Source organism: Myxococcus sp. AB025B (assembly GCF_006518215.1).
Lineage (GTDB): Bacteria > Myxococcota > Myxococcia > Myxococcales > Myxococcaceae > Myxococcus > Myxococcus fulvus.
Map to the genome: position 1 here is coordinate 18,579 of NZ_SRLW01000036.1, position 19,658 is coordinate 38,236.

General features: G+C 72.3%; 16 protein-coding genes. 11 read left to right on the forward strand and 5 right to left on the reverse strand.

The window, feature by feature from the left end; genetic code table 11:
- Window positions 1-3 precede the first annotated feature (3 nt).
- Together FL311_RS08430 and cysK are read left to right on the forward strand one after the other, a co-directional pair.
- Entirely contained in the window at window positions 4-849 is an 846-nt protein-coding gene (locus FL311_RS08430) for a serine O-acetyltransferase (RefSeq protein WP_141324422.1), read from the forward strand.
- A 44-nt stretch (window positions 850-893) separates the two neighbouring features.
- Window positions 894-1,817 (forward strand): cysteine synthase A, encoded by a 924-nt coding sequence (gene cysK / locus FL311_RS08435; RefSeq protein WP_141324423.1) that lies wholly within the window; start codon window positions 894-896, stop codon window positions 1,815-1,817.
- Between the two features lie 9 nt (window positions 1,818-1,826).
- Here cysK and FL311_RS08440 read toward each other — a convergent pair whose 3' ends face one another.
- A complete protein-coding gene (locus tag FL311_RS08440) occupies window positions 1,827-2,963 on the reverse strand; it encodes an aminotransferase class V-fold PLP-dependent enzyme (protein ID WP_141324424.1) in 1,137 nt (378 codons plus the stop codon).
- A gap of 153 nt (window positions 2,964-3,116) precedes the next feature.
- Between FL311_RS08440 and FL311_RS08445 the strand changes: the two genes are divergently transcribed.
- The 4 genes from FL311_RS08445 (at window position 3,117) to FL311_RS08460 (ending at window position 7,779) form a co-directional block, all read left to right on the forward strand.
- Entirely contained in the window at window positions 3,117-4,877 is a 1,761-nt protein-coding gene (locus tag FL311_RS08445; RefSeq protein WP_141324425.1) for a c-type cytochrome, read from the forward strand.
- A gap of 265 nt (window positions 4,878-5,142) precedes the next feature.
- On the forward strand, window positions 5,143-6,429 hold the full coding sequence (locus FL311_RS08450; protein ID WP_141324426.1) for a LamB/YcsF family protein: 1,287 nt from the start codon (window positions 5,143-5,145) through the stop codon (window positions 6,427-6,429).
- Window positions 6,429-7,301 carry a biotin-dependent carboxyltransferase family protein gene (locus FL311_RS08455; RefSeq protein ID WP_141324427.1) on the forward strand — a complete coding sequence of 291 codons (873 nt, stop codon included), beginning with the start codon at window positions 6,429-6,431 and terminating at the stop codon, window positions 7,299-7,301. Before FL311_RS08450 ends, FL311_RS08455 begins: the two co-directional genes overlap by 1 nt.
- A 1-nt stretch (window position 7,302) precedes the next feature.
- Window positions 7,303-7,779, forward strand: a complete 477-nt coding sequence (locus tag FL311_RS08460) for a GNAT family N-acetyltransferase (protein ID WP_141324428.1) — start codon at window positions 7,303-7,305, stop codon at window positions 7,777-7,779.
- On the opposite strand, the gene FL311_RS08465 is transcribed toward FL311_RS08460, so the two are convergent.
- Entirely contained in the window at window positions 7,758-9,011 is a 1,254-nt protein-coding gene (locus tag FL311_RS08465) for a GAF domain-containing sensor histidine kinase (RefSeq protein ID WP_141324429.1), read from the reverse strand. The two genes, FL311_RS08460 and FL311_RS08465, sit on opposite strands and share 22 nt — an antisense overlap.
- 498 nt (window positions 9,012-9,509) lie before the next feature.
- Between FL311_RS08465 and FL311_RS08470 the strand changes: the two genes are divergently transcribed.
- From FL311_RS08470 to FL311_RS08485, 4 genes are read left to right on the forward strand one after another with little or no spacing between them, the layout of a single operon-like run.
- Window positions 9,510-10,070: an RNA polymerase sigma factor gene (locus FL311_RS08470; RefSeq protein ID WP_223748026.1), complete on the forward strand. Its 561-nt coding sequence runs from the start codon at window positions 9,510-9,512 to the stop codon at window positions 10,068-10,070.
- A complete protein-coding gene (locus FL311_RS08475) occupies window positions 10,067-10,804 on the forward strand; it encodes a hypothetical protein (protein ID WP_228556754.1) in 738 nt (245 codons plus the stop codon). Before FL311_RS08470 ends, FL311_RS08475 begins: the two co-directional genes overlap by 4 nt.
- 34 nt (window positions 10,805-10,838) lie before the next feature.
- Window positions 10,839-11,381: a hypothetical protein gene (locus tag FL311_RS08480; RefSeq protein ID WP_141324431.1), complete on the forward strand. Its 543-nt coding sequence runs from the start codon at window positions 10,839-10,841 to the stop codon at window positions 11,379-11,381.
- Window positions 11,382-11,388: 7 nt separating this feature from the next.
- Window positions 11,389-14,283, forward strand: coding sequence for a CHAT domain-containing protein (locus FL311_RS08485; RefSeq protein ID WP_141324432.1), 2,895 nt, complete (start codon window positions 11,389-11,391; stop codon window positions 14,281-14,283).
- On the opposite strand, the gene FL311_RS08490 is transcribed toward FL311_RS08485, so the two are convergent.
- Together FL311_RS08490 and FL311_RS08495 are read right to left on the reverse strand one after the other, a co-directional pair.
- The gene (locus FL311_RS08490; RefSeq protein ID WP_141324433.1) at window positions 14,274-15,008 is read right to left on the reverse strand and encodes an amino acid ABC transporter ATP-binding protein; all 735 of its coding nucleotides are present in this window, start codon (window positions 15,006-15,008) and stop codon (window positions 14,274-14,276) included. The two genes, FL311_RS08485 and FL311_RS08490, sit on opposite strands and share 10 nt — an antisense overlap.
- 8 nt (window positions 15,009-15,016) lie before the next feature.
- Window positions 15,017-16,414 (reverse strand): ABC transporter permease subunit, encoded by a 1,398-nt coding sequence (locus FL311_RS08495; RefSeq protein ID WP_194869119.1) that lies wholly within the window; start codon window positions 16,412-16,414, stop codon window positions 15,017-15,019.
- A gap of 197 nt (window positions 16,415-16,611) precedes the next feature.
- Between FL311_RS08495 and FL311_RS08500 the strand changes: the two genes are divergently transcribed.
- Window positions 16,612-17,967 (forward strand): hypothetical protein, encoded by a 1,356-nt coding sequence (locus FL311_RS08500; protein WP_141324435.1) that lies wholly within the window; start codon window positions 16,612-16,614, stop codon window positions 17,965-17,967.
- A 4-nt stretch (window positions 17,968-17,971) separates the two neighbouring features.
- On the opposite strand, the gene FL311_RS08505 is transcribed toward FL311_RS08500, so the two are convergent.
- Window positions 17,972-19,579: a sigma 54-interacting transcriptional regulator gene (locus FL311_RS08505; RefSeq protein WP_141324436.1), complete on the reverse strand. Its 1,608-nt coding sequence runs from the start codon at window positions 19,577-19,579 to the stop codon at window positions 17,972-17,974.
- Window positions 19,580-19,658: the final 79 nt, after the last annotated feature.

The window sequence follows — 19,658 nt, forward strand, 5'->3', positions numbered from 1 at the left end:
TTCATGGAAGACTCAAACGCCAGGCTGGTCGCCGCGCTGCTGGAGGCCCGACAGCGCCACTGCTTCCCTCCGGATGTGCGGCGGGCGGCTCCCGAGTTCGTCGGACAGGTGCTCGGACTGCTGTTCCCCCACTTCGCCGAGCGCCTGGAGTGTACCGCCGCCGCCGTGCGCCGGGACGTCACCACCGTGGAGGCCAGCCTCCACCGCCTGCGCGAGACGCTCGCCCCGCTCTACCCCGACATCAACGCCAGCATCCCCACGCGCTTCATGGAGCGGCTGCCGGAGCTCTACGACTGGCTGCGACAGGACTCGCAGGCCATCTTCGAGGCCGACCCCGCCGCGCGCTCCGTGGACGAGGTCATCCTCACGTACCCGGGCTTCCTCGCCATCGCCATCTTCCGCGTGGCCAACGCGCTGCACACGCTCGGCTTCCCGCTGCTGCCGCGCCTGCTCACCGAGCACGCGCACCAGCGCACCGGCGTGGACATCCACCCGGGCGCCACCATCGGCCGCAGGTTCGTCATCGACCACGGCACCGGCGTGGTCATCGGCGAGACGACGCTCATCGGCAACAACGTCACCGTCTACCAGGGCGTCACGCTGGGCGCGCTCATGGTGGAGAAGGCCCTGGCCGACAAGAAGCGCCACCCCACGCTCGAGGACGACGTGGTGGTGTACGCCAACGCCACCATCCTCGGCGGGGAGACGGTGGTGGGGCGCGGCAGCATCGTCGCGGGCAACGCCTGGCTCACCCAGAGCATCCCCCAGAACTCGGTCGTCACCCGCCGCAGTGAGATTCGCCCCCGAGGGGCCGACGGCGCCATGGACGCCATCGAGTTCCACATCTGAACGCTCCCGAAGCACCCACCGCGCAGCCCCCGACGAGGCCCGACATGAAGGCGAACAACATCCTGGAGACCATCGGCAACACGCCGCACGTGCGTATCAACCGGCTGTTTCCGTCTCGCGTCACGGTCCACATGAAGCTCGAGCGCGCCAACCCCGGCGGCAGCATCAAGGACCGCATCGCGCTCTCCATGATTGAGGACGCGGAGAAGCGCGGCATCCTCAAGAAGAACAGCATCATCATCGAGCCCACCAGCGGCAACACCGGCATCGGCCTGGCCATGGTGGCCGCGGTGAAGGGCTACAAGCTGGTGCTCGTGATGCCGGACTCGATGAGCATCGAGCGCCGCCGCCTCATGTCCGCCTACGGCGCCACGTTCGAGCTCACCCCGCGCGCCCAGGGCATGAAGGGCGCCATCGCCCGCGCCAAGGAGCTGGTGGAGCAGGTGCCTGACGCGTGGATGCCCCAGCAGTTCGAGAACGAGGCCAACATCGAGGTGCACAAGCGCACCACCGCGCAGGAAATCCTGAAGGACTTCCCGGACGGGCTCGACTACCTGATTACCGGCGTGGGCACGGGCGGACACATCACCGGCTGCGCCGAGGTGCTCAAGCAGCACTGGCCCAAGCTGAAGGTGTTCGCGGTGGAACCCACCAAGTCGCCCGTCATCAGCGGCGGCCAGCCCGGCCCCCACCCCATCCAGGGCATCGGCGCGGGCTTCATCCCGGCGAACCTGCACACCAACGTCCTCGACGGCACCATCCAGGTGAACGAGGAGGACGCCGCCGAGTTCGCCCGCCGCTCCGCGCGCGAGGAGGGCATCTTCGTGGGCATCTCCTCCGGCGCCGCGCTGGCCGCCGTGAGTCAGAAGCTGGGCGAGATGCCCGACGGCAGCCGCGTGCTGTGCTTCTGCTACGACACCGGCGAGCGCTACCTCTCCATCGAGACGCTCTTCCCCGCGCAGCAGTAGGCGCGGAAGTCAGCCGCCGAAGCCCCTCACCAGCTCCACCAGCCGGTCCATCTCCGACGGCAGGTTGTAGAAGTGGGGGGACAGGCGGATGCGGCCCCGGCGCACGGAGTGGGAGACGTGGTGCTCGGACAGGTACGCGCTGAGCGCCCGAACGTTGGCCCCGGGCGGCAGGAAGGTGAGGATGCCCGCGCGAAGCCCGGGCGTGGGCCCCACCTCGCAGCCCAGCTCGACGAGGCCCTTCTCCAGGCGCGCGAGCAGCTCCTGGATGCGCGCCTCGATGTTCTCCACGCCCACCTCCTGGAGCAGCTCCAGCGCGGCGCCCAGCGCGTAGAGGCCAGGGTAGGCGGCGCTGCCCTCCTCGAACTTGCCCGCGTCCGGACGCAGCTCGAAGTGGGTGCGGTTGAAGTTCCAGGCGTCCGTGGTGCTGCGCCAGCCCACGAGCACGGGGCGCACGCGCGGCAGCACCTCCTTCGCCACGTACAGCACGCCGATGCCGGAGATGCCGAGCATCCACTTGTGGCTGTCCGCGCTGAGGAAGTGGATGCGACACTTCTTCACGTCCACGGGCACACAGCCGACGCTCTGGATGGCGTCCACGCAGAACAGGACGCCGGCCTTCTCACACAGCGCGCCCACCGCCTCCAGGTTCGTGCGCACGCCGGTGGCGAACTGCACGGAGGACACCGCCACCAGCTTCGTGCGAGGGGTCAGCGCCCGGGCCACCGCCTCCACCGTGACGCCGCCGGACGGTGCCTCGATTTCGCGCACCACCACGCCCCGGTCCGCCAGGTGCTGCCAGGGATAGACGTTGGAGGGGTACTCCAGCGACGTGGCCACGGCCACCTCGTCCCCGGGCTTCCAGTCGAGCCCCTCCGCGACGAGCCCCAGGCCATGGCTGGTGTTGCGCACGAAGGCCAGCTCGCCCGGCTCCGCGTTCAGCAGGCGGGCCGCCAGGGCGCGGATGCGCTCGCAGTGGGCCTCCCAGCCCCGCTCGTGCTGGATGCCATGGTGGACCAGGTCCTCCATCCACCCGCGCACGGCCTCGGCGGCGCGCAGGCTGGTGGGGGCCACTCCCGCGTGGTTGAAATAGAGCTGCTCCCGCAGCACGGGGAACAGGGCACGGTAGGACTCGAGAGGGCGCGTCATCCGCGCGAGTCTAGCCAGGAGCCCGGCCAGCCGGGCGGGTGACGTTGACACTCCAAGGAGCTGCCCGTTCACCCGAGAGCAGGAGCCCCCCTCCCGGGACGGTGGGTGGATGGGATAAACATCGGGCCCCGGTTCCAGGAGAGAGGGCAGCACATGCGACGCGAGGTCCGCGGTGTCGTGAGGAGCATGGTGTTGGCGAGCGTGTGGCTGGCCGGATGTGCCGGCACCGTCAAGGCGCCCTATCCCAAGCTCCAGGCGGACACCTCGCCCGCGGCCATCGCGCGCGGCGCCGCCATCTTCCACGCGAGCTGCGAGTCGTGTCACCGCGGCGGTGACAACGAGACGGCCTCCGGCGCGCCCCTGCACGAGCTGCCGTCGTACATGGGGAAGTTCCACGCCTCCAACCTGACGTCCCATCCCACGGCGGGCATCGGCTCCGCGACGGACGAGGAGCTGGCGCGCGTCATCCGGTACGCGGTGAGCCGGGATGGACGGCTGATGGTGATGCCCAGCTACGGGATGGGGGACAAGGACCTGGCGGCGGTGCTCGGGTTCCTGCGCTCGGGGCATCCGCTCTTCACGCCGGACCCGACGCCCGCGCCCCGCTCCGAGTTCAGCTTCATCGGCGGGCTGGGCTTCCGCATCATCACCGGCAACGAGCCCATTCCCCGTCCGCCGCTGGGAATCCCCGTGCCGGAGAAGGCGGCCACGCTGGAGTACGGCCGCTACATGGCGCATGACGTCTATGATTGCGCGTCCTGTCATACGCCGGGCTTCAGCCCGCGCAAGACCGAGGGCGACGAGGTCTTCTCCGGCGGCATGTCCTTCAAGGACCCCGAGGGACAGGACGTCGAGTCGAGCAACATCACCTTCCACGGGACGGGGCTCGCGCACTGGACGCTGGAGGACTTCACCCGCGCGGTGAAGGACGGCATCGCGCCGGATGGGTCCGCGCTGCGCTCGCCCATGCCCCGCTTCCGTGGAATGGACGCGGTGGAGGCGCAGGCGCTCTATGACTATCTGCGCTCGGTGCCGCCCAAGAAGAACCACGTGGATGGCGCCCGCCCGCGCCTCACCGCCAACTCCGTGCGACCCACGTGGGTGACGAAGCTCGATGGTGCGGAGAGGGAGGACGGCTCCGAGTCGACGACCGTGGCGGAGGCTGCGTCTGCCACCACGACCGGGACGGGCGCGGCGTCTCCTGCGTCGACCGCTGGCGCCGTCGCGGGCACCACGCCTCGCTCCCCGCAGCCCCACGACAGCGAGGCCACCGCCCCTCACGCCTCGGCCGATCACAACGCGGCGAACGCACCTGCTCACGGCTCGGCCACCACCGTGGCCTCGAAGACCGCTGGGGGCACAATGCCGCAGGGCTCGGCCACCACCGTGGCAGGCTCAGCGACTCACGGCTCGGCCACCACCGTGGCCTCGAAGACCGCTGGGGGCACGACGCCTCATGGCTCGGCCACCACCGTGGCAGGCTCAGCGACTCACGGCTCGGCCGCCACGGCAGCCTCGAACACCGCTGGAGGCGCGACGCCTCATGGCTCGGCCACGACGGTGACCTCGAACACCGCTGCGGGTACGACGTCTCCCGCCACCATTCCGGTGGCGTCGAGCCCCGCGCCCCGCAAGCCCCGGCCCGCGGCTCCGAAGGTGGACGCGCCCAAGCTCTTCACGCAGCTGGGCTGCGCGGGCTGCCATGCCCCCGGCGCCCGCTACCACGAGCAGCTCGCCCGCGCGTCCCGCCGCTCGGACACCGAGCTGGTGCGCTGGGTGCGCAACCCGGAGCAGTTCCAGCCCGGCACCCCCATGCCCACGTACGCGGACCTGCTCGACGAGCGCACGGCGCTGGCCCTGGTCCGCTGGGTGAAGTCCGGTGGCCCCGCGACGCTGGCCCCTGTCGCCCACTGAGCCCACCGCGACGCACGGCGAAGCCACCTCGCGCCCCGCGTGCCAGCCGCGCGGCATAATTCGCGCGAAATGACCCGAGAAAGCCACCCCCCACGTATCTGGGTTGGAAGTTCCTCGGGGTGTCTTTCGACAACACCGGGGCACGCGCCACCCCGGTGCCATCCGGCCCCTGCCCCGGGGTGGCGTGTGTAATCTTCCCAAGTCCTCGCTTCCGCTTCTCGGACAGAGGGCTGCGTCCGGGACGCGGCTCGCATAGCGTGGACGCATGACGGAGTGCCTCCTCAACATCGACCTGGGTGAGCTGCCCGACGAGGATGAGCGGCTCTACGCGCTCGCCCACGTGGCCAACATCGCCTGCGGTGCCCACGCGGGCGACGATGCGTCCATGCGCCGCGCGCTCGCCCTGTGCGCACGGCATGGCACCCGCGCCTGCGCGCACCCGTCCTACGAGGACCGGGAAGGCTTCGGCCGCCGCGCGCTCGACGTGACACCCGAGGTGCTCCGTCAACAAGTGGCCCACCAGTGCGCCCGCCTCGCCCGCCTCGCCCGCGAGGAGCGCCTCCCCGTCGGCTACGCCAAGCCCCACGGCGCGCTCTACCACGCGGCCAATGCCTCACCCGCGCTCGCCCGCGCCGTGGTGGAGGGCATCGTCGAGGCGCTGGGCACCGGCGTCACCCTCATCGGCCCGCCCACGGGCGCGCTCGCGGACGCGGCGACCGACGCCGGCCTGTGCCACGCGCGCGAGGGCTTCGCCGACCGAGGCACCCTCCCGGACGGCTCCCTGATTCCGCGCGGCCAGCCCGGCGCCGTGCTCACCGACCTGGCCAAGGTCCGCGAGAACACCGTGCGGCTGGTGACGGGCGGCGGCGTGGACACCGTCTGTGTCCACGGCGACACGCCCGGCGCGGTGGAGCTGGCCCGCGAGGTGCGCACGACGCTGGAGGCCCTCGCCCTGCCCCTGGAGCCCCTCGGCGACGGCGCGCTGCGCCTCGTGCTCCCCGCCGGAATCGAGCGGCGCGCCGCGCGCGACGTGCTGCACGCGCTCGAAGGCGTGGTGGACGCCGTCGTCACCGAGGAGCACGCGTGCGTGTACTTCGACCCCGACAGGCCGCCCGCGGAGCCTCGACTGGCCCTCGCCCGGCTGCTGCGGGAGCCCGTGGCCACGCAAGCCGCCACGCTCGTCACGCTGCGCGTGCGCTACGACGGCCCTGACTTGCAGAAGGTCTCCGAGCGGACGGGCCTCTGCGTCGACGACGTGGCCCGGCTGCACACCGCGCGCGAGTACACGGTGCGCTGCGTGGGCTTCCTGCCCGGCTTCGCGTACCTGGGCGAGCTGGACCCGAGAATCGTCGTGCCCCGGCTGCCCACGCCGCGCACGCGCGTGCCGGCGCTCGCGGTGGGCATCGCCGGAGGCCGCACGGGCGTGTACCCGTTCGCGTCCCCCGGCGGCTGGAACCTGATTGGCACGGCGCTGGACTTCACGGCCTTCCACCCGGACCGGGGCGCGGTACTGCAGCTCGGTGACAGGGTGCGCTTCGAGCGGGTGGACTGATGGCGGGCTGGTTGGACATCACGGCGATGCGGGCCCCCGCCACCGTGCAGGACGGCGGCAGGCCCGGACAGATGCACCATGGCGTCCCTCCCGGCGGAGCGGTGGTGCCGGAGCTCTTGGCGCGCGCCAACCGCGCGGTGGGCAACCGCTGGGACGCCGCCGCGCTGGAGTGCCTGGGCGCGCTGGAGCTGCGCGCGCGTGGCGCGCCCCTGCGCGTCTCGGTGGATGGCCATGAGCCCCACGCGCTCGATGAAGGCGAGGTCCTCCGCGTCCCCGCCTCCGAGCGCGCCAGCGTCAGCTACGTCGCGGTGGCCGGCGGCGTGGACGTGCCGGTGGTGCTCGGAGGCCGGGGCACGCTGTTGGTGGCGCGGCTGGGAGGACACGAGGGGCGGATGCTGCGCCCGGGAGATTCGCTGCCTGTCGCGGACGCGCTCTCGCTCGCGATGCCCGTGGAGGGACCGTGGGAGGCGGCGGGCCCCATCCGCCTGACGCTGGGCCCCGACACGCGCCACTTCGATTCGCTGATGGCGGCCTCGCTGCTGGGCGGCACCTTCACGGTGTCCAGCGCGAGCGACCGCGTGGGCATGCGGCTGCAGGGGCCCGCGCTCGCGCACGGCGACGAGGGCGCGAGGACCTCACGCCCCATGGTGCGCGGCGCCATCCAGGTGACGCTGTCGGGCGAGCCCATCATCCTCGGGCCGGACCACCCCACCACGGGCGGCTATCCCGTCATCGCCACCGTCATCCGCGCGGACTGGGGACGGCTGGGCGCCCGACGCGCGGGCATGTCCGTCGAGTTCCAGGCGGTGAGCCCGCACGAGGCCCGCGAGGCCTGGCGCGAGCACGCGCGGCGCTTCCACGCGGAGAGCTGACATGGAGCTGCGCACCGAACGGCTCGTCCTCCGGGACTTCCAGCGCGAGGACACCCCCAGCGTCCTCGCGTATCAATCCAAGCCCGCCTACCTGGAGCACTACGGCCACCCGCCGCCCACCGCGGACGACGTGCGCGCCTTCGTGGAGCGGCTGTGCCAATGGGCCCACGAGGTCCCTCGCGCGAAGTACCAGCTCGCCATCACCCTGGAGGGCCGCGTCATCGGCACCTGCGGGCTGCGCAAGGCGTCCGCCGGGGACACCGTCGCGGAGTACGGCTGCGAGCTGGACCCGGCGTTCTGGGGCCACGGCTACGCGCACGAGGCCTCACGGGCGCTCATCACCTTCGGCTTCACCACGCTCGGCCTGCGGCGACTCTTCGCGCTCACCCGGCCCCAGAACCGCGCCGCCATCCGGCTGGCGCAGGCCCTGGGCTTCCACGGCGTGAGCGACGAGCGCTACGAGCGCGGCCCGGACTGACCCGGCGCGCCCGTGGGGAGCGAGAAGGTGAACGTCGTCCCCAGGCCCAGCTGACTGCGCACGCTGACCGTGCCGCCGTGGGCCTCCACGATGCCCCGGGTGATGGAGAGCCCCAGGCCCACGCCGCTGCCCGGCGCGCGCGTCGTGGGGCGCTGGAACCGGTCGAACAGGACGGGCAGCAGCTCCGGGGAGATGCCCGAGCCCGTGTCCTCCACGCTCACCTCGACGACGTTCTCACGCACCTGCGCCATCACCGTGATTCGTCCGCCCGCGGGCGTGAAGCGCACGGCGTTGCCCACCAGGTTGGAGAACACCTGGTGGATGCGGTCCGGGTCACACCACACGTCGACGTCGTGGGTGTGGTGGCGCAGCTCCAGGCCGATGCCCCGCTCCTGCGCCAGGGGCCCCAGCTCCGAGGCCTGCTCCAACAGCCGCGACAGCGCCATCGACTCCTGGCTCACGCGGAAGCCGCCGCCCTCGATGGCCGCGAAGTCCAGCAGGTCATGGATGAGCCGCTCCATGCGCAGCGCGGAGCGGTTGAGCGTGTCCAGGTGATGGCGCGCGCGCCCGTTGAGCGGGGCCAGGAGCGGCGCGAGCAATGACGTCGTCATCGTGATGACGCCCAGCGGGTTGCGCAAGTCGTGGGACACCATCGCCAGGAGCTCACCGCGCAGGCGCGTCTCCGACTCCGCCGCCTTGCGCGCGCGCCGCTCCGCGTCGTACAGCCGCCCGTTGTCCACCGCGACGGCGGCGGAGTCCGCCAGCGCCTGGAGCAGCGCCACCTCGCGCGCGCCCGGCATGCGCCGCTCCGCCCAGTACGCGCCGATGGCGCCCACCGGGTCCGCGCGGCGCACGGGCACCATGACCAGGCTCTTCACGAAGGTGGAGCGGTAGACGTCGTGCGGGATGCGCTCGTCCGCGTAGACGTCCTCGATGACCGCCGCCTCGCCATGGAGGATGGCCCAGCCGGAGATGCACGCGTGGAGGGGGAAGCGCCGCCCCTTCCACAAGGGCGCGATGGCCTCCTCGTCCGCGTAGTGGACCAGGTCCCCTTCGCGCAGCACGAACGTGACGCCGTCCGCGCCGCTGAGCTGTCGGGCCGCGCGGCGCACCAGCGCCATCACGTCCTCCAGCTCCCTCAGATGGGACAGCTCCTGCACCACTTCCAACAACACCAGCGCGTCATCGAATGTCAGCGCCTCGAGTGGCAAACGTTCCTGAAACCTTCTCAAGGACGACCTCCCTGGGAGCAAGACTCAGCCAACACCTCCGAAAGGAAGGACGTTCACTCGCTCGCCGCGCCCGCCAGGGAAGCGGCCTGGCGACCTGCCTCCATCCGTCCTGTCTCCACACCCTTCCACACCCCTCGTTCCCGCAGGAACGGAAAAAGTTGCAGCCGCGCGCGACCCTGGAAGGTTCCGCTGCGCCCGTTCAGAAAAGCGAGCACGCGGGTGAGGGGAAAAAAGCAGGGGGTTCGTTCAGGGGACAGGTGCGCCTCCCGGCCCGTCATGACGACGACCGGGCGCCCCCTCCGAGAGGCTCCCCGTGTCATCGCATCAGGACGTCGCCCTTCGCCTCCGCCGCTCGGACAGCCCCCATCCCCGCGGTGACGCCCGCACGCGCTGCCGCCGGCACCCCGTGGCGCGGCGCCGCGAGCACCGCCGTGCGCGAGTCTCCGTCACGCTTGCCGCGGGAGGAGCCTTTCGATGACCATGAGCTTTCCCCGGAGGATGGTCCACGTGGAGCCACGACCGAGACCGACCCAGGCCGCGGGCGCCCTGCTCGATGACGAGTTGGAGAAGCTCCGAAGGGATTTGACCCACGCCGTCGCGCGGGTATGCCCTCCCCGCCTGGCCGAGCGGCGCGACGACCTGGTGCAGACGGCGATGATGCGTGTCATGGAGTTGCAGCGGCGCGAGCCCGAGCGCTCCAAGCTGGCCCCCGCGTACCTGTACCGCGTCGCGTACACCGCGCTGGTGGACGAGCTGCGCGGGGTGCAGCGGCGCAAGGAGGTGGCGCTGGAGGAGGTGGAGTCGCTGCCCGAGTCGCCGGTGGCCTCGGGTGACCCGGAGCGCTCCGCGGGCTCCTCGCAGATTGCGCGCGCCGTGCGCGACTGCCTCAAGCGACTGGTCCAGGACCGACGGCTGGCGGTGACGCTGTACCTGCAGGGCCACACCGTCCCGGAGGCCGCGGAGCTGTTGGGTTGGGATGGGAAGCGTACCGAGAACCTCGTCTACCGCGGACTGGGCGGCCTGCGCGCCTGCCTCTCCGCGAAGGGATTCGAGCCGTGAGCGAGCACCGACGCGACGACACCGTGGTTCCCGAGGAGGCCACCGTCGAGCGCCTGCGCGCCGTGGTGCGCGGCGAGGACGCCCCCGAGGACGCAAGCTCGCCGGTGGACCCGGACCTCATCTGGCGCGCGGTGAGTGGAGAGCTGCCGGCCGAGGAGCGCCGGGCCGTGGTGGAGCGCGTGGCGGCCGACCCCGCCTGGGCCGCGGCGTGGCGGCTGGCGCACGAGCTGAACCGCGCCTCCCGCCGGTCCTCCTCCGACGAGCGCGACGACGGCCAGGGCGCCCGGGCCCGCAGGAGCCGTGGCAGGGTGCGCGACGAGCGGCGGTTCCGCTTCGCGTGGAGCCGGCCCATGTGGGGCGCGGTGGCCACCGCGGCGCTGGTGCTGGTGGTGGTGGCCGTCAGGCTCCCGGAGGACGCCGACGCGCCGAACCTGCGGGGCCGGGACACCGCGGGGCTGGTCTCGCGCGTGCCCGAGGACGCGCCGCTGCGAAGGAATGACTGTGTCCTGCGTTGGAGCGGTGGGGTCGAGGGGACGCGCTGGTCGGTGCGGCTGTCCACCGAGGACCTGGGCTGGGTGCACCGCGCGGACTCGCTGGAGCAGAGCGAGTACCGCGTGCCGGAGTCGGTGCTCGCGCCGCTGAAGTCGGGCACGAAGTTGCTGTGGCAGGTGGAGGCGCGGCTGCCGGAGGGTCAGGTGCTCAGGAGCGCCACCTTCGTCAACCGCGTGGAGTGAAATCATGGTGGGGAATCACGCAGGGGGACGCCTCATGAAGACGAAGCATGCGATGACGATGCGAGGATGGGTTCGCGGGGGACTGCTGACGCTGGCGCTGGGCCTCTCCACGCAGGCCTGGGGACAGGCGACGACGTATACGAGCGGGAGGACCCCCTCCATCGCCGGCGAGAGCGGCGACACGGTGGTGTTCTCCGTGGTGGAGAACGCGGTGCGCACCGGGGCGACCCAGTCCGTGGTGCTCCAGGTCGTCGACGCGAGCACGGGCGCGGTGCTCGCGCAGACGCAGGGGACGGTGGGGCCGGACGCGCCGATGCGGCTGTTCTATCGGCCCTCGGTGAGTGGCCCCGTGTATGGACGCGCCTTCGCGCCCACCACCGGGCCGCAGCTCTCCGTGCCCGTCCTCACCGTGGAGCGCTGGAACCCACGCTCCCCGACGGGGTGGAGCTACCCGCAGACCTGCCACTGGGAGCTGGTCCCCATCATGCCGGAGCCGGACCGCCCCGACGGCCCCACCACGGTTCGCGTCTGCGTTCCCGATGACCCGCCCCCCACCCAGGTCCGCGCGGCCCCGTAGGGATGAGATGAGACCGACGCGACGGCTCCGGCGCGGCACCGAGCACCTCCTCACCCTCGTGGTGGGGATGCTGCTCGTCGTGTGTCCGGCCGTCGCGTCCGCCGCGGAGGACGCGCGGGCCCCCGCGCCCACCCTCGTCGACTGCCAGGAGCGCTTCGCGGCCCGTCCCGATGAGCAGGCGGCGGTGATGTGCTTCTACGAATGCGCGCAGGTCCCCCAGGCGCGGGACACCGTCCGCCGGGCGTTGATCTCACTGGGGGAGAAGCACCCGTCGAACGGGTGGCTCGCCCTGGTGCTCGGCCACGTGGAGTTCCTGTCGGACCGCAAGGCCGCCGAGGCGGCCTATCTGCGCGCGGCGGACCTCTTCCACGAGCGACAGGACGCGGAGGGCGAGGTGCTGGCGTCCATCAACCTGCGCTCCATCCTGCTCAAGCAGCGGCGCACGGAGGAGGCCCTGTCCTGGACGCACCGCGTGGGAGAGGTGGCGCGCGCCTCGGGCAAGCCCGACCTGCTCGCCCGCGCGCTCATCGTCGAGGCCAGCCACCTGCACGACGTGGAGCATGACCTGGGCCGCGCCGTCCGCGTGCTCAAGCGCGCCGAGCCGCTCACCTTCCCCGACGGCGCTCCAGGCTTGCAGAAGCAGTACCTGACGCTGCTCCACTCCATCAGCGAGCGGCTGGGGTGGCTGGAGGAGGCCACCGAGGCCTCGGTGCGGCTGGCGGAGGTGGCGCGCGGCTCACGCGACCTCTTCTCGGAGGCGCGCGCGCGGCACTCCCTCGCCAACCTCATGACGCGCCGGCACCTGCGCGACAGGGCGCCCGAGACGCGGGCCCAGGCCCTGCGCATGGCCCGGGAGGCGCTGGTCGCCGCGCGCAACGCGGGTGTCCAGCAGCTGGAGGCGAAGGCGCTGCGGCTCATCGCCGACCTGCTCGGCGACAGCCCGGAGGAGCAGCGCGAGGCGGAGGCGCTGCTGCGGCAGTGCATGCGCATCGCGGAGGAGCTGGCCTCGGACGAGCGGAAGATTTCGTGCCTGTGGACTCGCGCGGAGCGCAGGGCCCACGACGACCCGGTCGGCGCCATCCAGGACTCGGAGGAGTCCATCCAGCTGGCGCTCGGCGTCCCGGACCCGCTGATTCTCGCCCTGGCCCTGCGGGGGCGCGCGCAGGTGGCGTACCTGACGCAGGCGCTCCCCATGGCGCTGGAGCACGCCGAGCGCGCCCTCGACGCGGTGGAGTCCCTGCGGGCCTCGCAGAGCGACGCCCTCATCCAGGCGGAGCTGTTCGCCAGCTGGGCGAGCGACTACCACCGGCTCGCGGGGTGGACGCTGGAGGCGGGCGGCGCCACGGGGAAGAGCGTGCTGATCAACCCGCGCGAGGCCCTGAGCCGGGCCTTCGCCCTGAGCGAGCGCATGCGGGCCCGCAGCCTGCTGGACGCGCTCGTGGCCTCACACGCGCTCGCGGCCCTGGAGGAGACCCCGAAGCACAAGGCCCAGCGCGACGAGGTGCGCGGGCGGCTGACGGCGGTGCAGCGCAAGCTGCTGGAGCCGACGCGCACCGCGGAGCAGCGGGAGGCGGCGCTGCGCGAGCTCCAGGAGCTGGAGCGCATCGAGCGGGATTTGCGTCCCGCGCCGCGACAGGGCGCCCGGGAGTTCGCTTCACTGGAGAGCATCGAGCAGGGGCTCGGCGAGGACGAGGCCCTGCTGGCGTTCCTGGTGGGCGACGACACGGACACGCGCGGCGGCTTCGCGGGCGGCGCGTGGGTGCTGGCGGTGACGAGGGGCGGGACGCGCGCGCACCGCATCCCGGAGCGGGCGCTCCTGACGCCGGCCATCGCGCTGTTCTCGGGACTGCTGGAGCGGCGCGACGGCTCCGAGGCGGGCGCGGCGGCGGCCCTGTACGCCCAGCTGCTCGGCCCCGCGCTCGCAGAGCTGCCCGCCGGGGTGCGTCGCCTGATGGTGGTGCCGGACGGTCCGCTGCATGACCTGCCCTTCGCCACGCTGAGACCCAGCGCGGACGGGCCGCCGCTCGTCTCGCGCTACGAGCTGTCCCTGGTGCCCTCCGCGAGCCTGTGGCGTCACTGGCGCCAGGCCGCCGTGCGCCCCGAGGGAGGCGAAGCCCTGGTGCTCGCGGACCCGGACCGCAGCGTGCGCGTGTCGGACGCGCGCGTGGTCGCCAGGGAGCGCATGACGGTGTTCGCCGAGGCCGCGCGCGTCGGAGCGCTGCCCGAGGCCCGGCGCGAGGGCCGCGCGGTGGTGGAGGCCCTGCAAGGCACGCAGGTGACCCCGGACCTGCGCACGGGCACCGCGGCCTCCGAGCGCGCGCTCAAGCGCGCGCACCTGGAACGGGTGAGGGTGCTGCACGTGGCGGCGCACGCCGTCGTCGACGCCGAGGCCCCCGAGCGCTCGGCGCTGGTGCTCGCCCCGGGCAGCGAGCAGGAGGACGGAATCCTCCAGCCGCGCGAAATCGCGGAGCTGGGCCTCCAGGGCGCGCTGGTGGTGCTGTCGGCATGTCGCAGCGCCTCTGGCGCGGTGCTGCCGGGCGAAGGCGTGCTCAGCCTGTCACGCGCCTTCTTCGAGGCGGGCTCGCGCGCGGTGGTGGCCAGCCTGTGGCCCCTGCGCGACGACGAGGCCGCGGACCTGGTGGCGCGCTTCTACCAATACCTGGCCCAGGGCCTGAGCAGCTCCGCGGCCCTGAGGCGCGCGCAGCTCGACGCCATCGACGACGGCCTGCCCGCCGCGGCCTGGGCGGGGCTGGTGGTGCTGGGGGACGCGTCGCTCACGGTGACGCCGCCGCGCGAGGGCCCCCTGCCCTCCCTCCTCCTGCTGGGCGCCGGCGCGCTCGCCGGGGTGCTCCTGCTGGGCCTCGTCGGGTGGCGGTGGCGCTCCCGCCTGGCTCACCGCTGAAGCAGGCGCGCGAGGAACTCACGGGTGCGCGGGTGCTGGGGCTCGCGCAGCACCTGCTGGGGGCTGCCCTCCTCCACCACCTTGCCCGCGTCCATGAACAGCACGCGGTGCGCGACATCCGCCGCGAAGCCCATCTCGTGCGTCACCACGCACATCGTCATGCCCTCGCGCGCGAGCGTGCGCATGACCTCCAGCACCTCGCCCACCAGCTCCGGGTCCAGCGCGCTCGTCGGCTCGTCGAAGAGCATCAGCTCCGGCTTCATCGCCAGCGCCCGCGCGATTGCCACCCGCTGCTGCTGTCCCCCGGAGAGCTGCGCCGGGTAGGCCTGCGCGCGCGCGTCCAGGTGCACCATCGCCAGCATGCGGCGGCCGAGCGCCTCGGCGTCCGCGTCCGACAGCCCCAGCACCCGGCGCGGCGCGAGCGTCACGTTGTCCAGCGCGCTCAGGTGGGGAAACAGGTGGAAGCGCTGGAACACCATGCCCACCCGGCGGTGCAGCGCCTGGAGCGAGCGCGGGTCATCGCGCACGGGCGTTCCGCCCACCACGACCTCCCCCTCCGACGGCACCTCCAGTCCGCACAGGCAGCGCAGGAGCGTGGACTTGCCGCAGCCGGAGGGCCCGACGAAGACGACCACCTCTCCGGGCCGCACCGTGAGGTCCACGCCCTTGAGGACCTCCAGCGCGCCGAAGCGCTTGTGCAGCTTGCGAACCTCGACGAGCGCCATGGCCTTCCTCACGCCTGACGGTGGAGGCGCTTCTCCAGCGCCGAGGCCAGCCGCGTCAGCGGCAGCGTGGCCATGAGATAGAACAGCGCCACCAGCGGCCAGACGGCGAGCGGCGCGGCCAGCTGGCTCGCCAGCTCCTGCCCCGCCCGCGTCAGCTCCGCCATGCCGATGATGGACACCAGCGAGGAGTCCTTGAGCAGGGCGATGCCCTCGTTCGTCAGCGGAGGCAGCACGTTGCGCACCGCCTGCGGCAGGATGACGTGGCGCATGACCTGCGCGCGGCTCAGGCCCAGCGCCCGCGCCGCCTCCTCCTGCCCCGGGTCCACCGAGGCGATGCCCGCCCGGAAGATTTCGGCGACGTACGCCGCGCTGTTGAGCGTCAGCGCCAGCACCGCCGCCAGCAATGGCGCCAGGTCCACGCCGAGCAGCTGCGGCAGCGCGTAGTAGATGAAGATGATTTGCACCAGCAGCGGCGTTCCACGAAGCCCCTCGACGTAGGCCGCGCACAGCCACGACAGCGGCTTGAAGCGCACACGCCGCCCCAGCGCCACCGCCAGCCCCAGGGGCAGCCCGGACACGAGCGCCAGCAGGGTGAGCCCCAGCGTCAGCCCCAGCCCCTGGGCCAGCCGCCACGCCACCTTGCCCCAGGGCACCTCCGCTCGCGCCCCCTGGGCCTTCCGCGCCGCCTCGCCGAAGTAGCGCTCCTCCAGCGCGGCAAACTTCCCGTTGTCGCGCAGCCGCAGGAGCGCGCCGTCCACCGCCTCGCGCAGCGCGGTGTCATCCGGTCGCAGCGCGATGCCGTAGTGCTCCTCGGTGAGCAGCCCGCCCGCGGCGCGGAGGCCCTCGAAGCCGTGGGCGAGGAAGTAGCGCAGCGTCGGCCCATCCCCCACCACGCCCGCGAGGTTGCCGTTGCGCAGGTCTTGGAGCGCCAGGTCGATGCTCGGGTACTGCCGCACCTGGATGTCCGGGTACTTCTCCAGCACCAGCGCGGCGCTCGTGTTGATTTGGATGCCCGCCGTCTTGCCTCGCAGCGTCTCGATGCCGGTGACGGACGTGTCGCCCTGGCGCACCACCACCAGCTGGCCCGCCGTGTAGTACGGCGTGGAGAAGCCCAGCCGCTGCTGGCGCTCGGGCGTGATGGTCACCGCCGAAATCACCAGGTCGAACTTGCCGGCCATCAGCGCGGGGAACACGCCGTCGAAGGACGTGTTCGTCCACGCCACCTTCGCGCCGAGCTCCTCGGCGATGAGCGCGCCCAGCTCGATGTCGAAGCCCACCAGCTCGCCATCCTTCACGGACTCGAACGGCGGGTAGGTCGCATCCGTGCCGATGCGCAGCGTCTTCCCCGCCCAGTTGCTCCGGTCGGCGGGAGCGTCCTGGCGGCCGCAGCCGAGCCCCACGAGCACCAGCAATCCCCAGGCGAGGCAGGACAGGACGCGCCCACGAAGAGGGGCCCAGGGGGAACAGAGGCGGTGGCGCGGCATGGGACGAACCGCTCACATGCACAACCTTCCCTGTCGTTTCAAGGACTTCCGCAGGGGCCGGGCCAGCCCTGACAGCCGCGCAACTTCCGCCCTCCTCGGAGCGATACTTCCTCCACATCATGAAGACCCCCATCTCCGGTCCCCGGGTCCAGCCCCGTCCGCTCGAGACCCCCGCAGCGCCCCCGCCTCGCAACGAGGTGAAGCCGCAGGCTCCAGTGGTGCGCGGTGACTCCCGCGACGTGTCCCGCTTCGACGTGGGCACGACCCAGAAGCCGGTGGTGGCGCTGACCCCGCCCGTCGCGCCCCAGGGCACGCAGGTGACCCCGGGCAGCTACCCCAGCGTGGCCGACGTGAAGGCCATCTCCTCCATCCAGGACCCGGTGGCGCGCAACTACGCCATCACCCAGGGCTACTCGGACCTGTCCAACGCGCTGGGGCAGATGCTGGGCAAGGAGAACGCCAACTGGTCCACCTTCGCGACCTGGGCCTCGAAGCAGGCGGGCGTGAGCATCCGCAACGAGGACATGCCCAGGTTCCTCACGGACGCGCTGCAGAAGGCCGGGGACTTGGCCGGTCCGCTGAAGAAGGTGGACGACGTGCTGCGCAAGGTGGGCCTGCCCGCGCTGCCGCTGGGTGACATCGCCGCGGCGGGCAAGGAGGCGCTCGACAACGTCAGCGGCTCCATCGCCGAGGGCAACCAGTTCGTCTTCAACGAGGTGGGCCAGGAGTTCGCCCGCTTCATCGAGACCTTCCAGGGCGACACGTCGTACGACGCGGCGAAGGCACGGAAGTACCTGGACGGCTTCGCGAAGGACAAGCCGGTGCTGAAGGAGGCCTTCGCGCACTACACGGAGGCCATGTTCGAGAAGGACCCGAACAAGAAGGCGGAGCTGATGCTGCTGGCCAACGACAAGATTGGCCTGCACGAGCAGACGCAGCTGCAGGGCTTCGTGCAGAAGGCGCTCAACTCGCCGGTGCACGACACCTTCCGCAACGTGCTCAAGCAGAGCATCGAGTCGGGCATCAACGGGCTGCCCTTCCCGGCGCGGCTCGCGGGTCAGGCCGCGCTGAAGACGGGCCTGGTGGACGCGGCGCTCGGCCCCGTGGTGGACGCGACGGCGACCGTGTTCCGCAGGCTGGCCACCGAGCACATGATGAAGCTGGCGGTGCCGGGTGGCGCGCTGAAGCTGGGCAATGATTTGCCGCCGCCCGCGGGCATGGAGTCGACGCTCTTCCCGCCGCACCTGCGCTCCATCGAGAACCCGGAGCTGCGCGCGCTGCTGGGCAAGCTGGACTCCAGCCCGGACAGCCTCAAGGGCACCGCGGCCAAGGACTGGAGCAAACTGGACCAGCGGATGGACTACATCATCGACCTGTTCCGCACGCGCCAGTCGGACCCGCACCTGTTCGACGCGCCGTTCGGCAAGACGGGCACCACGTACCCGCTGCCGGCCACGCAGCCGCGCGCGAACTGAGCCGTCAGGCCTCGTCCACCACGAACTGCTCCTGCCGGGCGATGCCGAGCTTCTTCATCCGGCTCTGGAGCGTGGAGGGCTTGAGGCCGAGCAGCGCCGCGGCGCCACCGGCGCCATAGACGCGGCCCCGGGTGAGGGAGAGCACGTGCAGGATGTGCTCGCGCTGCACCGCCGCCAGCGTCAGCACGGAGCCGGGCTTCATCGTCGCGTCGACCCCGCCGGGGACGGCGGAGGCCTCGAGCTGCGGCGCGGTGCTGGTGGCGCCCGCGTGCGAGGTGATGTCGAAGGACGAGGGCCCCAGCTCCGTGCCGGTCGCGAGGATGGTGGCGCGCTCCAGGGCGTTGGCCAATTCGCGCAGGTTGCCGGGCCACTCGTAGGACGCGAGCCGGGCGAGCCCCGCGGGGGACACGCGCATGCCGCGACGTCCGGTGCGCCGGGCCTGCTCCTCGAGGAGGAACGCGCACAATTGCGGCAGGTCCTCGCGCCGCTCACGCAAGGGCGGCAGGCGCAGGGGGAAGACGCTCAGGCGGTAGTAGAGGTCCTCGCGGAAGCGCTTCTCGGCGATGGCGCGCTGCAGGTCCACGTGGGTGGCGGCGAGGATGCGCACGTCCGCGCGCACGGTCTTGTCGCTGCCCACGGGCTCGAAGGCCTTCTCCTGGAGGGCGCGCAGGAGCTTGGCCTGGAGCTCGACGGGCAGCTCGCCCACCTCGTCGAGCAGGAGCGTGCCGCCGTGGGCCATCTGGAAGCGGCCCGCGCGGTCCTTGGTGGCGCCGGTGAAGGCGCCCTTCACGTGGCCGAAGAGCTCGCTCTCGAGCAGCCCCGCGGGGATGGCGGCGCAGTTGAGGGTGACGAAGGGCTCGTCCGCGCGGGAGCTCCAGCGGTGGATGGCGCGCGCGAGGCGCTCCTTGCCGGTGCCCGTCTCGCCGGTGATGAGGACAGGGGTGTCCGTCTCTGCCACCTGCCGGGCGCGGCGGGCGAGGTCGCGCATGACGGTGCTGAGCGAGGTCTCCAGGATGCCCTCGGACTCGCCGCCGAGCTGGGCCTCGAGCAGCTTGGCGTGCTCGTGGTCCTGGCGGTGGAGGCGCTCGAAGGTGGCGCGCTGCTCGGCGGCCTGGAGGGCGGTGGCGAGCATCTGGCCGTAGACCTCGACCAGGTCCACGACGGGCTGGGGGTAGGTCTCGCACTCGGCGCGGTCGAGGGTGAGGACGCCGTAGGAGCGCTCGCCCGCACAGAGGGGGACGACCATGCAGGCGTGGCCCGGGGGCAGGTCGAGGACGCCGTCGAACGGGTCTCCGTCGCCGTGGGAGTGGTCCTCCTCGGTGAAGGCGCGGGCGCGGCGGGTCTCCAGGGCCTGGCGCAGGGAGGGGAACTCCGAGAGCGGCAGGGCGTGGTGGCGCACCTTGGCGTTGGCGAGCGGGCCGCGCGCGGCCACGGAGACGAGCTTGCCGTCCCGCAGGAGGAACAGGGTCGCCAGGTCGAAGCGCACCACGCGCGTCAGCCAGTCGAGCCCGCGACGCAGCAGCTCCTCCACCGAGTCCTCGGTGGTCGCCAGCTCCACCAGGTCCCGCGCGTCCTTCACGCCCTCGACTCGGCCCGACAGTTCATCCGCCATGAGGCGATGGATAATAGCGTTCCACCGAAATTGCAGTGCCCGAGGCACCGAGATTTCGTGGCGCGGGGCGCGGAATGTA

What these genes read in the sequence shown, in the direction of transcription:
- FL311_RS08430 (WP_141324422.1), top strand. Translation starts at nt 4, where the DNA reads ATGGAAGACTCAAACGCCAGGCTGGTCGCCGCGCTGCTGGAGGCCCGA.
- cysK (WP_141324423.1), top strand. Translation starts at nt 894, where the DNA reads ATGAAGGCGAACAACATCCTGGAGACCATCGGCAACACGCCGCACGTG.
- FL311_RS08440 (WP_141324424.1), bottom strand. Translation starts at nt 2,963, where the DNA reads ATGACGCGCCCTCTCGAGTCCTACCGTGCCCTGTTCCCCGTGCTGCGG.
- FL311_RS08445 (WP_141324425.1), top strand. Translation starts at nt 3,117, where the DNA reads ATGCGACGCGAGGTCCGCGGTGTCGTGAGGAGCATGGTGTTGGCGAGC.
- FL311_RS08450 (WP_141324426.1), top strand. Translation starts at nt 5,143, where the DNA reads ATGACGGAGTGCCTCCTCAACATCGACCTGGGTGAGCTGCCCGACGAG.
- FL311_RS08455 (WP_141324427.1), top strand. Translation starts at nt 6,429, where the DNA reads ATGGCGGGCTGGTTGGACATCACGGCGATGCGGGCCCCCGCCACCGTG.
- FL311_RS08460 (WP_141324428.1), top strand. Translation starts at nt 7,303, where the DNA reads ATGGAGCTGCGCACCGAACGGCTCGTCCTCCGGGACTTCCAGCGCGAG.
- FL311_RS08470 (WP_223748026.1), top strand. Translation starts at nt 9,510, where the DNA reads ATGGTCCACGTGGAGCCACGACCGAGACCGACCCAGGCCGCGGGCGCC.
- FL311_RS08480 (WP_141324431.1), top strand. Translation starts at nt 10,839, where the DNA reads ATGAAGACGAAGCATGCGATGACGATGCGAGGATGGGTTCGCGGGGGA.
- FL311_RS08485 (WP_141324432.1), top strand. Translation starts at nt 11,389, where the DNA reads ATGAGACCGACGCGACGGCTCCGGCGCGGCACCGAGCACCTCCTCACC.
- FL311_RS08490 (WP_141324433.1), bottom strand. Translation starts at nt 15,008, where the DNA reads ATGGCGCTCGTCGAGGTTCGCAAGCTGCACAAGCGCTTCGGCGCGCTG.
- FL311_RS08500 (WP_141324435.1), top strand. Translation starts at nt 16,612, where the DNA reads ATGAAGACCCCCATCTCCGGTCCCCGGGTCCAGCCCCGTCCGCTCGAG.
- FL311_RS08505 (WP_141324436.1), bottom strand. Translation starts at nt 19,579, where the DNA reads ATGGCGGATGAACTGTCGGGCCGAGTCGAGGGCGTGAAGGACGCGCGG.